Source organism: Nonlabens sp. Ci31, from assembly GCF_012974865.1.
Lineage (GTDB): Bacteria > Bacteroidota > Bacteroidia > Flavobacteriales > Flavobacteriaceae > Nonlabens.
Window position 1 is genome coordinate 1,431,066 of the sequence record NZ_CP043633.1, and the last position, 13,270, is coordinate 1,444,335.

General features: G+C 36.1%; 16 protein-coding genes. 11 read left to right on the top strand and 5 right to left on the bottom strand.

The features are described from left to right. Positions 1 to 16: 16 nt before the first annotated feature. The 4 genes from F0365_RS16515 (at position 17) to F0365_RS06415 (ending at position 3,153) form a co-directional block, all read left to right on the top strand. Positions 17 to 391, top strand: a complete 375-nt coding sequence (locus F0365_RS16515) for an ATP-binding protein (RefSeq protein WP_262889038.1) — start codon at positions 17 to 19, stop codon at positions 389 to 391. 12 nt (positions 392 to 403) lie between these two features. Then, positions 404 to 1,072, top strand: coding sequence for an ATP-binding protein (locus tag F0365_RS16520; RefSeq protein ID WP_240961927.1), 669 nt, complete (start codon positions 404 to 406; stop codon positions 1,070 to 1,072). A gap of 132 nt (positions 1,073 to 1,204) precedes the next feature. Beyond that, positions 1,205 to 2,575 (top strand): MATE family efflux transporter, encoded by a 1,371-nt coding sequence (locus tag F0365_RS06410; RefSeq protein ID WP_169932940.1) that lies wholly within the window; start codon positions 1,205 to 1,207, stop codon positions 2,573 to 2,575. Positions 2,576 to 2,676: 101 nt separating this feature from the next. Further along, the gene (locus tag F0365_RS06415) at positions 2,677 to 3,153 is read left to right on the top strand and encodes an acyl-CoA thioesterase (protein WP_169934779.1); all 477 of its coding nucleotides are present in this window, start codon (positions 2,677 to 2,679) and stop codon (positions 3,151 to 3,153) included. 140 nt (positions 3,154 to 3,293) lie between these two features. Here F0365_RS06415 and F0365_RS06420 read toward each other — a convergent pair whose 3' ends face one another. After that, positions 3,294 to 4,334: a sensor histidine kinase gene (locus F0365_RS06420; protein ID WP_169932941.1), complete on the bottom strand. Its 1,041-nt coding sequence runs from the start codon at positions 4,332 to 4,334 to the stop codon at positions 3,294 to 3,296. A gap of 274 nt (positions 4,335 to 4,608) precedes the next feature. On the opposite strand from F0365_RS06420, the gene F0365_RS06425 reads away from it, so the two are divergent. After that, positions 4,609 to 5,040: a hypothetical protein gene (locus tag F0365_RS06425; RefSeq protein ID WP_169932942.1), complete on the top strand. Its 432-nt coding sequence runs from the start codon at positions 4,609 to 4,611 to the stop codon at positions 5,038 to 5,040. Here F0365_RS06425 and F0365_RS06430 read toward each other — a convergent pair. The 3 genes from F0365_RS06430 to F0365_RS06440 form a co-directional block, all read right to left on the bottom strand. Continuing rightward, positions 5,037 to 5,927 (bottom strand): DMT family transporter, encoded by an 891-nt coding sequence (locus F0365_RS06430; protein ID WP_169932943.1) that lies wholly within the window; start codon positions 5,925 to 5,927, stop codon positions 5,037 to 5,039. The genes F0365_RS06425 and F0365_RS06430 overlap by 4 nt on opposite strands. Continuing rightward, a complete protein-coding gene (locus F0365_RS06435) occupies positions 5,928 to 6,281 on the bottom strand; it encodes an arsenate reductase family protein (protein ID WP_169932944.1) in 354 nt (117 codons plus the stop codon). It lies immediately after the preceding gene. Positions 6,282 to 6,511: 230 nt separating this feature from the next. Then, positions 6,512 to 7,285 (bottom strand): prohibitin family protein, encoded by a 774-nt coding sequence (locus tag F0365_RS06440; RefSeq protein ID WP_169932945.1) that lies wholly within the window; start codon positions 7,283 to 7,285, stop codon positions 6,512 to 6,514. A gap of 220 nt (positions 7,286 to 7,505) precedes the next feature. On the opposite strand from F0365_RS06440, the gene F0365_RS06445 reads away from it, so the two are divergent. Then, positions 7,506 to 8,648 carry a cystathionine gamma-synthase gene (locus tag F0365_RS06445; RefSeq protein WP_169932946.1) on the top strand — a complete coding sequence of 381 codons (1,143 nt, stop codon included), beginning with the start codon at positions 7,506 to 7,508 and terminating at the stop codon, positions 8,646 to 8,648. Positions 8,649 to 8,833: 185 nt separating this feature from the next. Here F0365_RS06445 and F0365_RS06450 read toward each other — a convergent pair whose 3' ends face one another. Continuing rightward, entirely contained in the window at positions 8,834 to 9,058 is a 225-nt protein-coding gene (locus F0365_RS06450; protein ID WP_169932947.1) for a hypothetical protein, read from the bottom strand. A 167-nt stretch (positions 9,059 to 9,225) separates the two neighbouring features. Here F0365_RS06450 and F0365_RS06455 point away from each other — a divergent pair, with 167 nt between their 5' ends. The 5 genes from F0365_RS06455 to F0365_RS06475 all read left to right on the top strand — a co-directional run bounded on the left by F0365_RS06455 (position 9,226) and on the right by F0365_RS06475 (position 13,269). Continuing rightward, positions 9,226 to 9,663 carry an ATP-dependent zinc protease gene (locus F0365_RS06455; protein WP_169932948.1) on the top strand — a complete coding sequence of 146 codons (438 nt, stop codon included), beginning with the start codon at positions 9,226 to 9,228 and terminating at the stop codon, positions 9,661 to 9,663. Then, positions 9,653 to 10,531 (top strand): 30S ribosomal protein S6--L-glutamate ligase, encoded by an 879-nt coding sequence (gene rimK / locus F0365_RS06460; protein WP_169932949.1) that lies wholly within the window; start codon positions 9,653 to 9,655, stop codon positions 10,529 to 10,531. Before F0365_RS06455 ends, rimK begins: the two co-directional genes overlap by 11 nt. Next, positions 10,524 to 11,483, top strand: coding sequence for a succinylglutamate desuccinylase/aspartoacylase family protein (locus F0365_RS06465; RefSeq protein ID WP_240961928.1), 960 nt, complete (start codon positions 10,524 to 10,526; stop codon positions 11,481 to 11,483). Before rimK ends, F0365_RS06465 begins: the two co-directional genes overlap by 8 nt. Continuing rightward, positions 11,473 to 12,045, top strand: coding sequence for a 5-formyltetrahydrofolate cyclo-ligase (locus F0365_RS06470; protein WP_169932950.1), 573 nt, complete (start codon positions 11,473 to 11,475; stop codon positions 12,043 to 12,045). The genes F0365_RS06465 and F0365_RS06470 overlap by 11 nt, the downstream gene beginning before the upstream one ends. A gap of 123 nt (positions 12,046 to 12,168) precedes the next feature. Continuing rightward, complete coding sequence (locus F0365_RS06475; RefSeq protein ID WP_169932951.1) at positions 12,169 to 13,269, top strand: sensor histidine kinase; 1,101 nt, start codon at positions 12,169 to 12,171, stop codon at positions 13,267 to 13,269. Position 13,270: the final 1 nt, after the last annotated feature.

A 13,270-nucleotide genomic window follows, 5' to 3' on the forward strand; every position in this document is an offset into this window, starting at 1 on the left:
AGATAGGAAGGTTATAATCATAATAGGTCCTAGACAAGTAGGTAAAACTACGTTGATCAAAAAAATATTGAAAAATAAAGAACACCTCTTTTTAGATGGTGACGACCCATTAGTTAGAAGATCTACAGGTAATGCAAATACAGAACAACTTAAACAACTTATAGGGAATCATCACTTTGTTTATATAGATGAGGCACAGCGTATTAAAAACATAGGTCTTACACTCAAAATTATTCATGATCAATTACAGCCTGTCAAGCTATTAGTTACAAGATCATCTGCTTTTGAGTTAGGTAATGAAACAACAGAACCATTAACCGGACGCAAATGGGAATTTAAATTATATCCTATATCTTGGAATGAGTTTGAAAATAATGTGGGCTATCTCTAAGGTCAGCAACAATTGGAGACACGTTTAGTTTATGGAATGTATCCAGATGTGATTAACAATTTAGGAGATGAAGAAGATATTTTACAAGAACTTACAGATAGTTATTTGTTTAAAGACATTCTTGCTTATGCAGGCATTAGAAAGCCAGAATTATTAGATAAATTAGTGCGTGCGCTTGCTTATCAAATAGGCAACGAATTAATTTATAACGAGTTATCTAGCTTAATAGGAATAGATAAGAATACGGTAAGTAATTACATAGATGTATTAGAACAAGCCTGTGTGATTTTCAAATTACCTAGCTTCAGTAAAAGCTTGCGAAGTGAAATAAAAACAAACCAAAAGATTTATTTTGTTGATTTAGGTGTACGTAATGCTATAATAAACGACTTTAAACCTATAGAAGACCGACCCGATAAAGGTGCGATATGGGAAAACTTCCTGATTATGGAACGTCTAAAAGAGTTGGCATACAAAGGTGAAAAAGTTCGTTCACATTTTTGGCGCACTAGAACTCAACAAGAAGTAGATTATGTAGAAGAAAAAGGAACTGATATAAAAGGCTATGAATTCAAATGGAATCCCAATGCAAATGTCAAAATCCCGAAATCTTTCTTAGAGACTTACGACACTACTATAAAGGTTTTTAATAAGGAAAACTTTAGAGGTTTTTTGAAATAATACCGATGGCTATAGGATTGTTATACAACAGGAAACAAATTTTACAGTATAAAAAAATCAGAAGTTGAAATCCTAATAACTAGCACCTACTTGTTATACAACAACTAGAATACTATAGTACATTTACCCTCCATGAAAAACAAATTACCTCCTAAAAACAAATCCCAACTCTTGGGGACAGAAACGATTACAAGTTTACTTATTAAGCAGGCAGTTCCTGCTTCTATAGGTATCTTGGTTATGTCGCTCAATATCTTGGTGGACAGTATTTTTGTGGGTAACTGGATCAATTCTGACGCACTTGCTGCTATAGGCGTCGTTTTACCTATCTCCTTTTTTGTTGCTGCTTTAGGAATGGCGATAGGAATAGGTGGTTCAAGTATTATTTCTCGAGCACTAGGGGCAGACCATACAGAAAAAGCCAAACGAACTTTTGGAAACATGCTCTCTCTTACGGTGTTAATCACCGTATTGATGACTGTTTTTGGTCTGCTTTTTGTCGACTCTTTGGTACCCGCATTTGGAGGTAGAGGATCGCTTTTTGAACCGGCCAAAATTTATTATCAGATCGTCTTTTACGGTATTCCTATTCTTGGTTTATGCATGATGGGAAATAATGTGATCAGAGCCGAAGGGGCTCCTAAACACGCCATGATAGCCATGTTAATTCCATCTGTTGGGAATTTGCTTTTGGATTATATTTTTATCAACAGGTTGGGTATGGGTATGGCTGGCGCTGCATGGGCAACAACTATTAGTTATGTTCTTTGTTTTAGTTATGTTCTTTGGTTTTTTGTTTCCGGAAAAAGCGAGCTTCTTTTCGCCCTTAGACATTTGCTGCCAGATTGGGGAATTCTGAAAGAAATTAGTAGTCTTGGTTTTGTAACCTTATCAAGACAGGCAACTTCTAGTTTTGTTTTCCTTATAATGAATAATATTCTCTTTGAATTAAATGGTGTAGACGGTGTTGCCGTTTTTAGAATTATAGGAAGTATGATGATGTTTGCCTTATTTCCAGTTATGGGCGTGACTCAAGGCTTTTTACCTATCGCAGGTTATAATTATGGAGCAGAACTTTGGGGCCGTGTACGAGAGGTTATTTATACGTCTATCAAAATTTCTTGCGGATTAGGAGTGCTGATATTCTTAGGCCTTTTCTTTTTTACTCGAGAGATTGTAGGGGTCTTTACCGAAAACCCAGATGTTATCGATCAAGCTTCCTTTGCCATGAAATTGGTGTTTCTTTCGGTACCTATTATTTCTATTCAACTAATAGGCTCCGCTTATTATCAAGCCATAGGTAAAGCAATTCCCGCTTTAATACTCACACTGCTCCGGATGGCAATTATTTTGGTACCTTTATTACTGATTCTCCCTAATTTTTATGGAGAATTCGGAGTTTGGATCAGTTTCCCTATCGCAGACGTGCTTTCTACCCTTATTACAGCTTATTTTTTATGGAAAGCAATGGGTAAATTAAAACCTGTTTCTAACACAGATTAGTATAATGATCTCGCTTTCGCGAAAGCGAAATTATTAAATATATCCCAACCTTTTTAATGCTATGCATGCATACAATATCTTCGTTTCAAATTAGTCAAAATATGTACAATAAAGAATTTGATGTAAGATGGAGCGATCTAGATGCTAACAGGCACATGGCCAATAGTGCGTATCAAAACTTTATGAGCCACACCCGAATGGCTTTCTTAATAGACAATGATTTTGGGCAGCGAGAAATGGCTCAATATGAAACCGGTCCAGTTATTTTTAATGAAAACATCTTCTACTTTAAAGAAATTCATCAAGGAAAACCAGTTAGGGTAACTTGCGAAGTCACTGGAATGTGTGAAGATGCGAGCATGTTTAGTTTTAGACATAATTTTTACGACTACAAAGGCCGCAATGTCGCCCGAGGTTTAATGACAGGTGCCTGGATGAATCTAAAAGAACGTAAAATTACCGCATTGCATCCTGAACTTTATAAAAGGATTAAAAACTTTCCAAAATCTGAAGACTTTAAGGTTTTAGAAAAAGCAGATATGCGAGCACATGGAGAATTTCCTTCAGATCAGCTGTAGTTAACAGTCGAGCTTTGGTATAAAGAAGGCTTTACTATAATCTGAATTTTACAGCTAACACTATATACAGCAGCGTCTTTTGAAGAAGCAATAGAACGTTCTTTAAAATTAGCGGTTTATCTTACAAATGACTGAAGCGTTTATTCAGTTTTGATAGGCATAACAACCGAAAAACAAGCGCCTTTTCCTTCACTAAAAGCGGTGATGCTACCGTCGTGTTTTTCTACAATATTTTTGGCCAGATAAAGGCCAAGGCCTGTACTAGGTTCTCCATTAGTTCCTAAATGCCCGGGGATGAATTTCTTAAATAGACTTTGTTCGGTCTGCTTGTTGAAACCTATACCATTATCTTGAACGCTAATGGTTACAGTGTCTGCATCTGTTTTTGCAGCTATGTTTATTTCTCCATTTTGATCAGAAAATTTAATAGCATTAGTGATGAGGTTTTCAAAAACCTGCTTCATTCCTAGCGGATGTCCATATATTTTCACGCTATCTGGGATGCTGTTGACCACCTTTAATTGCTTAGCGGCCATGCTTTTTTTATGACCATCAAGTAGGTCATCAATCATTTCTGATACAGCTAGTATTTCAAAATTTTTAAACCCAATCTCGATCTGTTTGGTCTTTAAAACTTTAAGCATGACTTCTAAAAACTTGAGCTGCTTGGAGCCTATTTCTTGTAATAAGTTCAGATTAGCCTCACGCTCTTGCTGATTATCTCCATCTTCTCTTAAAAAATTAATGATCTGTAGTGTCTGTGCCACTGGGGTTCTTAGGTCATGAGAAATCAATTCGGCTATCTCTTGCTTTTCTTTATCAACTTCATCTAGACAAGCGATGGTATATTGAATGTTTCTCAACATTTCACCAACTTCATCAGTGTAGGTTTTTGGAAGATCAGGTACTGTTTCATGCTCTACATAGTCATTCAATGCTGTTTTACCCAAGGTTATGGGAAGCAAAAGGGAATTTAAAACTTTTAGCGTCAAAGCGGTCGCTCCAAGGGTTAAACCTAAAGTGATTAGGATAAAGGCAGTGGTTGAAACCTCCGTAGCAAAAAGAACATAGCAAATGAGACCTAATAAGGGTATGTGGATTCCTAGAAAAGCTACAAAAAGAAATTTATAAGAATACTTGTTAAGAAAGGGTATCTGAGAAAGCAAGTGGTAAATTTTCATAAATAAGCTAATTAGAAAGCGTTATATGCACGTAAGCAATATTAGGATTTAATTTCAAGAGATTCTTATTTTAACTCTTCTATTCGATTAACTCAAAAAAAATCTCCGTCTTTTTTTTGCTACCTGATAGTTGACTAACTTTACCACCAGTTAATTGACTAAAAATCTTCTTAAAAAACTTGTTTTATTTCATCAATTTCTAATGCTATAAATGATTTGAATTCAATGGCTTGTCAGTAAATTATTTTATAGGTTATCTTTTTATTTTTGCCATATGAGATCGATTAAGGATTCTGTGTTTTATAGTGAAGTACTCAAGGAGGTAAATTATCATTTTGGAGATTATTACTTTTTTGATGGTTTCATTGTTTCAGAAATTAAAGAAGGAGCTGACTTCTCTTGGGATAATGCAAAAGTTATTATTGACGAGGCAGCTGCCTATTACAATACTTCTGGAAATGACATTGTTTACATCTCCAACCGAATATTTAAATACAAGATACAACCGGTGCACTGGCTCAGGTTTAGTATGTATGCGTTTACCCTAAAAGGCTATGGTATTGTTGCAACAAATGAAATAGCTTCCAGGAATGCAAAATTTGAGTCTACTTTTGTACGTTCAAAAGTCAAAATATTTAATAACCTTTTTGAGGCTATTCAATGGGCAGCAGCGGTTAATGATAGTAAAAAAGAAGGGATGGTTTAAGCCTTATTTTTCAGGCTAGTTAAGAAGACACCACTAAAAATAAGCAGTCCAGCTACTGCTTTTTGCCAAGTAATGATGTCTTTTCCCAAACCTACTGCTATTATGGTAGCTAGTAAGGGTTGTAAATACACAAATACAGCCACCACACTAGGTTTTAAGGTTCTTATGGCAATAATATTAAGCATATAAGTTCCAAAAGTCGCAAATAAAATGACGTAGCCTATATTTAATAATGTAGTTGTACTCGCCATTGAAAAATCAAACGCTAGTCCCTGTGTGATTCCAAATGGAGTGATTAACAATACACCAAAAAAGTACAGCCATTTCATTAAAGTAAATACGTGATATTTTGCTGTTAGCTTTTTAGCTAAAAGTATATAAAAGGCATAGGAAACTGCGTTTACAAATATCAATAGGTTCCCTAACGTGGGGTTGGATGCTTGAGCACCAGCACCTGTGGATAAAAATATCAAAAAGGCTGCACCAGAAAAGCCTACGAGAATCCCTATAATGCGAGTAGCAAAAAGACGTTCCTTTAAAAACACTGCACTCAACACCAATACGATAATAGGGGTACTTACCATTAATACAGAGGCATTTATAGGTGAGGTGAGGGATAGTCCCCACATAAAAGTCACCATATTGAAACCTACGCCACAAAATGCCGCAAGAGCGATAAGTGGCAACTCTTTAGAAGGAATTCTTTCCTTAGGTCCAGCAAATAAAGATATGATCCAGAAAATAGCACAAGTAGCTACAACTCTATACCAGGTTAATCCAAAAGGCCCTATATGTAGAGGAGTTACTTCTTTTGCCGCAGTAAAATTATAGGCATAAAACAAAGCGACAAAAAAGCCGCAAACAATAGCAATAGAACGTGTATTCATTTAAGAGATGGCTACTTTTGCATCAGCAACTACTTTTTTAGAATTCCCTATAAAAGCTTCACCATTATAAATAAGAATAGGTCGTTTTATAAAGGTATAATGTTCGAGTAATAGCTCTTTATAATCGGTGTCAGAGAGGTCTTTCTCGTGAAGTCCACGACCTCGATACAGCTGTGCCCGTCTATTAAACAGTGCTTCATAAGAACCAGCTTGTTCTTTTAGAAACTTCAATTGTTCAACGGTAAGCGCTTGCTCTTTTGTGTTTTGTAAGGCAACATCTTTAGGAAGGTGTAACTCATTTTTTATGCGCTGGCAGGTGCTACAACTATCTAGATAAATGAATAGATTTTTCATAATGCAAAATTACGATAGCTTTTGGTATAAGAAATATGTTTCATGTGATATTAATTGTGGACAGTGTTGTACTTTCTATTTCTTAGAGAGTATAAAAGTATATGCTGAAGTTGATGCAGCGCAAAAATTCAATTTAAATACGGTTAGAAATTTTAAAAGTTAAAAAAAGAAAATAAAAATGGGTTGACTAATTTCTTAGATCAACCCATAAATTTAAAAAAGCTAGACGGCTAATTCTTTGCTTCGTTAATAAGGTACGGCGTTCTACCGTCGGTAATAATCACTTTACTGTTAGCAGATTTTGACAACTCTATAAAAGCTTCAATACTGCGTATTTTGAGTATTTCTGGTGTAAGACCTTGTGCTAGAATCATCTGCGCATCTCTGGTACCGGTGGCTTCAATGATTTTTCGATCTGCTTCCAGACGTTCTCTTTGTAGAATAAACTCCATTCTCATAGCGTCTTGTTCCGCTTGTAGTTTTTGCTCTATAGAAAAAGAAAGACCTTGAGGCAACTGTATGCTTTTCATGAGAACTGCTTCAATAATAATTCCTTGTGAGGTAAGCGTTTCTTCCATCTTTGCTTTAATTGCTTTTTCTATATCAGCCCTTTTTCCAGAGTGCATATCTTTTGCAAAAAATTGTGAGCAAACATCAGAACTTGCAGAACGAAAAACTGCCGACATCACATCTTTATAGTTAGGACCTATGTTTCTGAGAACTGTAGGTATCATCTCAACTTCTAGTCTGTAAAGAATGGAGATCTCAGAATCTACGCTTAAACCTTCCTTACTAGGTATTCTAAGAGCTAGTTTTAGATTGTTAGTTTGGATGGATTCTTTAATGACCTTTGTTGTAAAAGGATTAAAAACGATAGTACCTTGAGTGGTTACTTTAGAGTCTAGTTTACCTAATCTTTGTTTTACTCCAGCTTCCCCTGGTCTAATAACGGCACAGCTCGTAATTAATAATGACGCTGCTGCAATAATAAATATGTTTCTCATAGTATTACTATTAATAGTTCATAGTAAAGGTCGCTAAAGAACCTAGTTTACTAACAATGTTATTTGTTATTTATTTCATAAAAGTTTACCGATTGATAAATTACTAGGAGTCTGTAAAGAATCTAATTCTTTAAATTCCATTTAATTAGTACGCTAAGGCATCAATTATTTTGTTTTAGGAAGATGCGCTTGTTATCTTTATATCAAGGAAAATAAGGATATGAAATTTAACACAAAGACCATTCACGGTGGTCAGCACAACATAGATCCGGCATACAATTCTGTGATGCCACCTATATATCAAACTACCACTTACAAGCAAAGTACACCAGGAGGACACAATGGTTTTGAATATTCACGTAGTGGGAACCCCACTCGTGATGCATTAGAGAAGTCTATTGCCAGTATTGAAAGCGGTCATTATGGATTGGCTTTTGGTTCTGGATTAGCAGCTATTGATGCCGTTCTTAAATTATTAAAGCCAGGAGATGAAGTCATTTCGACAAACGATCTTTATGGGGGTTCGTACCGTTTATTTACTAGGATTTTTCAAGACTTTGGTGTCAAATTTCATTTTATAGGAATGGAAAATGCGGATCATATAGAAAACTTTGTAAATGAGAACACAAAATTAGTTTGGGTAGAAACCCCAACTAACCCGATGATGAACATTATAGATATAGAGGCAGTTGCAAATATTACCAACAAGCATAATATCTTACTCGCGGTAGATAATACTTTTGCTACAGCTTACCTACAAAGACCTTTGGAACTAGGAGCAGATATCGTTATGCATAGCGCGACTAAATATTTAGGCGGTCATAGTGATGTGGTCATGGGCTCTCTAGTTGTAAACGACAAAGATCTCTCTGAAAGATTGTACTTTATACAAAACGCAAGTGGAGCAGTTCCCGGTCCACAAGATTGTTTCTTGGTATTGCGTGGTATCAAAACACTTCATGTAAGAATGCAGCGGCATTGTGAAAACGGTAAAGCCGTGGCTTATGCATTAAAAATCCATCCTAATGTCTCAAAGGTATATTGGCCAGGCTTTGAAGACCATCCCAATCATGGAATTGCCAAACGGCAGATGAGTGACTTTGGGGGTATGGTATCTTTTACGACTAAGGCAGGTACGCTAGTCAGTGCGGTTAAACTGGTAGAAAAGCTAAAAGTCTTCACTTTAGCCGAATCCTTAGGAGGCGTGGAGTCTCTTGCAGGTCACCCAGCAAGCATGACGCATGCCAGTATCCCAAAGAAAGATAGAGAGAAGATAGGAGTAGTAGATTCCCTGATACGCCTAAGCGTAGGTATTGAAGATGTGGAGGATTTATTAGCCGATTTAGATCAAGCACTAGCTTGATTTAGCAGTTTTGAGAATAGTGGTGATAAAGACTAGCTTCTGTTAGTACCTGACCTGGTAGTCACCATAGAGACACCTTTTTGAGGTGATGAATAATGATAAAAGCGGTGCTTAGAGATTTAACTAAAAGGACTTTATTTTTAACTAAAAAATAAATTGCAGAATCATAAACTAGAGTAGATTTACTATGTAATTTTAAAGTCATCTACCATGGCAAATAAACCAGCAAAAGGCGCCGTAAACTTCGGAAAGCCTTCTTCAAAGCCAGCAGCAGCAATGCCTAAAGCTAAGAACTCTGCTTCTAAAAAGAAGTAATTGTTCTTGATGTGCGATCCGGTCGCATACAACTCAAACTCATAAAAAAAGAGCCGTTTCCATAAAGAAGAAACGGCTTCTTTATTTACAGCCATTCATACACTGGCAAGGCTAATGGATTTGAAGTATTCTCGCTTTTGCTCTATGCCTGCCGGCATGCAGGAAAGCGAGACACCTAGCGATACCCCATTCATAATTTAAAGTTTACACAACACAAATGGTTATAGAAAAATGCATCTTTGTGAAATATTAGAAAATTGAATTGGCAACAAAAAAAATAATCATAGGCCGCACAGACCGCGCTGATTTTCCAAAATTAAAGATAGAGGGAATTGATATTAAAATCGATACGGGTGCTTACACGAGTAGTATACACTGTAAAGATATTGAAGAAGCTGATGGTATACTCCATGCAACACTCCTAGATGAAGAACACGATCAGTACCATGGAAAGCGATTGAGCTTTGAAGAGTATAAGATCACTAGCGTGCGCAGTAGCAATGGTAGTGTCGATTTGCGTTATGAGGTGCAAGGAAACATCAGGCTTTTTAAGAAGCTTTATAAGATCTCTTTAACTTTGAGTAATCGGGAAGAAATGAAATACCCAGTTTTAATAGGGCGTAAATTTCTTTCTCCTAAATTTATAGTAGATCCTGAATTACAGGATGTTTCCTATTTACATTCCCAATATGAAGATTAGTATTTTATCTCGCAGTACAAGCCTATACAGTACGAAAAGACTGCTAGAAGAGGCTCGTAAAGCAGGTCATATTGCTAAAGCGATCAATGTGCTGCACTGTAATATCAAATTAGAAAAACAGAAACCTACCGTTTATTATCACGGAGAAAGGTTGGTCACTCCAGATGCCATTATTCCACGTATAGGTGCCAGTATTACTTTTTATGGTACCGCTATCGTAAGGCAGTTTGAGATGATGAATTGTTTTACGACGGTAAGCTCTATGTCCCTGGTTTGCAGTAGAGATAAATTACAAAGTTTGCAACTGCTTTCCAGAAGTGGTGTGGACATGCCCAAGACAGTATTTACGAACTTTGGCGATCATACAGATGATATTTGTAAACAAGTGGGTGGTCCTCCAGTGGTCATTAAAGTCCTAGAAGGAACTCAAGGGATAGGCGTGAATCTTGCAGAAACGATAGCAGCAGCAGATGCTATCATAGATGCTAATAATGAACTGAGGTCTCGTGTTATTATACAAGAGTTTATCAAAGAAGCAGGTGGCGCAGATTTACGCGCTTTTGTCGTTGGTGATAAAGTAGTAGGTGCTATGAAAAGACAAGCTCAAAAAGGGGAGTTCAGATCTAATCTGCATCGTGGAGGAACTGCAAAAAGCATCACACTTACTAAGCTGGAAGAACAAACCGCTGTAAGTGCAGCAAGATCTTTAGGTTTAGGAGTTTGTGGGGTAGATTTACTTCAAAGCAGTCGCGGGCCATTAGTTCTTGAGGTAAATAGTTCTCCAGGTCTCGAAGGAATAGAAAGAGCTACAGGTAAAAATATTGCTGCAGAAATAATCAAGTATATAGAAAAAGGAGTCCATGCTTAAAGAACTCAAGATATTTGATACGATTATTGAGCCAGGTAAAAGTTACAAGCTCAATTTTAATATGGCTAAGCTTTATACCTCTACAAGTATTGAAGTGCCTGTGATTATAAACCGGAGTAAAAAAGCTGGCCCGGTAGTGCTAGTTACTGGTGGTATTCACGGAGATGAAATAAATGGTATTGAGGTCGTAAGACAATTGATCTCCAAAAAGATCAATAAACCAGTAATAGGAACAATAATAGCTATTCCTGTTTTAAATGTTTTCGGATTTTTGAGCGGTAAGAGAGAGTTTCCTGATGGTAGAGATTTAAATAGAGTTTTCCCTGGAACAAAGTCAGGAGCGCTAGCAAGTAGATTTGCGTATCAAGTATCATCAGAAATTTTACCACATGTTGATATCATTTTAGATTTCCATACTGGTGGAGCCCAACGCTTCAATGCACCGCACTTGAGAGTTTCTCAGTTAGAAGTAAACTCTTGGAATTTAGCTAAGGTTTTTAATGCGCCATTTTTGATGCATGGCAACAATATTAAAAAGACATTTAGAGCCACTTGCTCTGACCTAGGTAAGACGTATTTGCTGTTTGAAGGGGGGATGTCTAACCGCAGTGATAAAGAAGTAGTTTCTACAGCAGTTAATGGAGCTATAAGAGTGCTGGAACATCTCAAAATGTTAGGACCTGATATTCCTGTTGAAGTACGAAAAGAAGATTCCATTATTGTAACAGATTCCATGTGGATCAGAGCAAAGTATTCTGGATTATTACACCCTAAGGTAAAAACTGGAAAACGAGTAGAAAAAGACGAATTTATAGCTATTATAACAGATCCTTATGGAGAATTAAGGTATAAAGTAAAATCTCCTCATGCAGGTTACGTGATTAACGTTAATCACAGTCCGCTGGTATATCAAGGGGATGCCATTTTTCATATTTCAAAACATGGACAGTAAACTAGCACTTAGAAAGGAATATGTTCAACGTAGACAGGCTTTAACGCTTGATCAAGTAGAAGAATACAGTCTGCAAATTGCTAATAAAGCATTAGAAATTGATATTTGGAGCCATTCCAACTACCATATTTTCCTTCCTATAGAAAAACAAAAAGAAATCAATACAGAGTACTTGCTTCACATCCTTCAAGGCAAGGATAAAAATGTGGTCATCTCTAGATCGAATTTTAAGAATTTTTCTATGTCTAATTATTTGTTGACAGATCAAACTAAATTAACAGTGAATACATACGGGATACCAGAGCCTGATGAAAACGGTATAGCTGTAGACGAAAAAAGCATCGATGTGGTATTTGTTCCATTAGTAGCTGCAGATAGATTTGGCAATCGCATAGGCTATGGAAAAGGCTTTTATGACCGATTTTTAAAGAAGTGTAGACCAGATGTTTTGAAGATAGGATTGTCTTTTTTTACCCCATTAGAGACTAAAATAGATACTAATAGTAATGATATTGGGATGGATTACATTATACATAGGCAAGAGATTCTCAAAGTAATTTAAAGCTTGATTTCCTATTTATGAAGTGAAAAGGCCATCAGCGGTAATTCTTAAATTATTTTCACCTATATTACCCCAACCTTGTTAGTTTCTAGCAATATTATTTAAACGTTTTCCCCTAAAACGATGAAAATTCCCCCTAAAAAAAGCTTGCAGCAAAAGCTGCAAGACAAAGAGTACTTCTTAAAAGAAACAGCCCTAATGACCCAAACAGGTTCTTATAGTGGAAACTTTAAAACAGGTTTCTGCTTTATGGACGAGATAGGAAGAAAGGTTCTTAATATTCCAAATGATTTTCAATTAAATTTTGAGTCTGCCTTAACCTTATTTGTGGATTATAAACAAACGGTTAAGAAGTTTAAAAATAGTCTAGAAGGATTTAGCTTCGAGCAGGATGTTGAAATGATAGATTATGATGGTAAGAAATTTTGGGTAAGAGCTACTGGAAAACCGCTTGTTGATGATTATACCGGAGCAATTGTAGGAATACGAGGAGTTTTTACAAGTATAGACCGTTTCATTAAGCAAGGAAAAGAATTGGAGAAAAGAGCAGAACTCATAGATATTCAAAATGAAAGATTGATCCATTTTGCACATATAGTGTCACATAATTTAAGATCGCACTCCAGTAATTTAGAACTTACACTTGAAACTTTTGCAGCAAAAAATTCTGATTCAGAAGAAACCGTTTTTAAGAGCTATCTCAAGGATATTTCGACTAGTTTAAGTCAGACACTTGAACATCTTAATGAAGTGGTAACCATCAATACTCATGAAAGAGGTAGGGAACTGGTAGATATTAAAGACGTTTTTGAATCAGTATTAGAGGAACATCGTCCTTTGTTAGGTTTAATAGACCTAAGGTTAGATTATGATTTTACAGCCCTGACTCATCTCAATTACGTCCCGTCGTTTTTACGCAGTATTCTCACTAATTTGCTATCTAACTCCATTAAGTATAGAGATGTCTTAAGACCGCTTCATATAGACGTGAAATCTAAATGTAAAGGTTCAAAAGAGCTTCTCGTTTTTAAGGATAACGGAATAGGTATAGATCTTCAGAAGAATAGAGATAAAATTTTTAATATGTACCGTACCTTCCATGACAATGATGATGCTAGAGGAGTAGGTTTATTTTTAACTAAAAACCAAGTAGAATCCTTAGGGGGTGATATTTCAGTTAAAAGTATTCTAGGTGTAGGAAGTTCATTTACGGTAAAATTTTAAT

Excerpts from the sequence above, each read along its gene's own strand:
- F0365_RS06410 (WP_169932940.1), top strand. The coding sequence starts at position 1,205 with ATGAAAAACAAATTACCTCCTAAAAACAAATCCCAACTCTTGGGGACA.
- F0365_RS06415 (WP_169934779.1), top strand. The coding sequence starts at position 2,677 with ATGTACAATAAAGAATTTGATGTAAGATGGAGCGATCTAGATGCTAAC.
- F0365_RS06420 (WP_169932941.1), bottom strand. The coding sequence starts at position 4,334 with ATGAAAATTTACCACTTGCTTTCTCAGATACCCTTTCTTAACAAGTAT.
- F0365_RS06425 (WP_169932942.1), top strand. The coding sequence starts at position 4,609 with ATGAGATCGATTAAGGATTCTGTGTTTTATAGTGAAGTACTCAAGGAG.
- F0365_RS06430 (WP_169932943.1), bottom strand. The coding sequence starts at position 5,927 with ATGAATACACGTTCTATTGCTATTGTTTGCGGCTTTTTTGTCGCTTTG.
- F0365_RS06435 (WP_169932944.1), bottom strand. The coding sequence starts at position 6,281 with ATGAAAAATCTATTCATTTATCTAGATAGTTGTAGCACCTGCCAGCGC.
- F0365_RS06440 (WP_169932945.1), bottom strand. The coding sequence starts at position 7,285 with ATGAGAAACATATTTATTATTGCAGCAGCGTCATTATTAATTACGAGC.
- F0365_RS06445 (WP_169932946.1), top strand. The coding sequence starts at position 7,506 with ATGAAATTTAACACAAAGACCATTCACGGTGGTCAGCACAACATAGAT.
- F0365_RS06450 (WP_169932947.1), bottom strand. The coding sequence starts at position 9,058 with ATGGCTGTAAATAAAGAAGCCGTTTCTTCTTTATGGAAACGGCTCTTT.
- rimK (WP_169932949.1), top strand. The coding sequence starts at position 9,653 with ATGAAGATTAGTATTTTATCTCGCAGTACAAGCCTATACAGTACGAAA.
- F0365_RS06465 (WP_240961928.1), top strand. The coding sequence starts at position 10,524 with ATGCTTAAAGAACTCAAGATATTTGATACGATTATTGAGCCAGGTAAA.
- F0365_RS06470 (WP_169932950.1), top strand. The coding sequence starts at position 11,473 with ATGGACAGTAAACTAGCACTTAGAAAGGAATATGTTCAACGTAGACAG.
- F0365_RS06475 (WP_169932951.1), top strand. The coding sequence starts at position 12,169 with ATGAAAATTCCCCCTAAAAAAAGCTTGCAGCAAAAGCTGCAAGACAAA.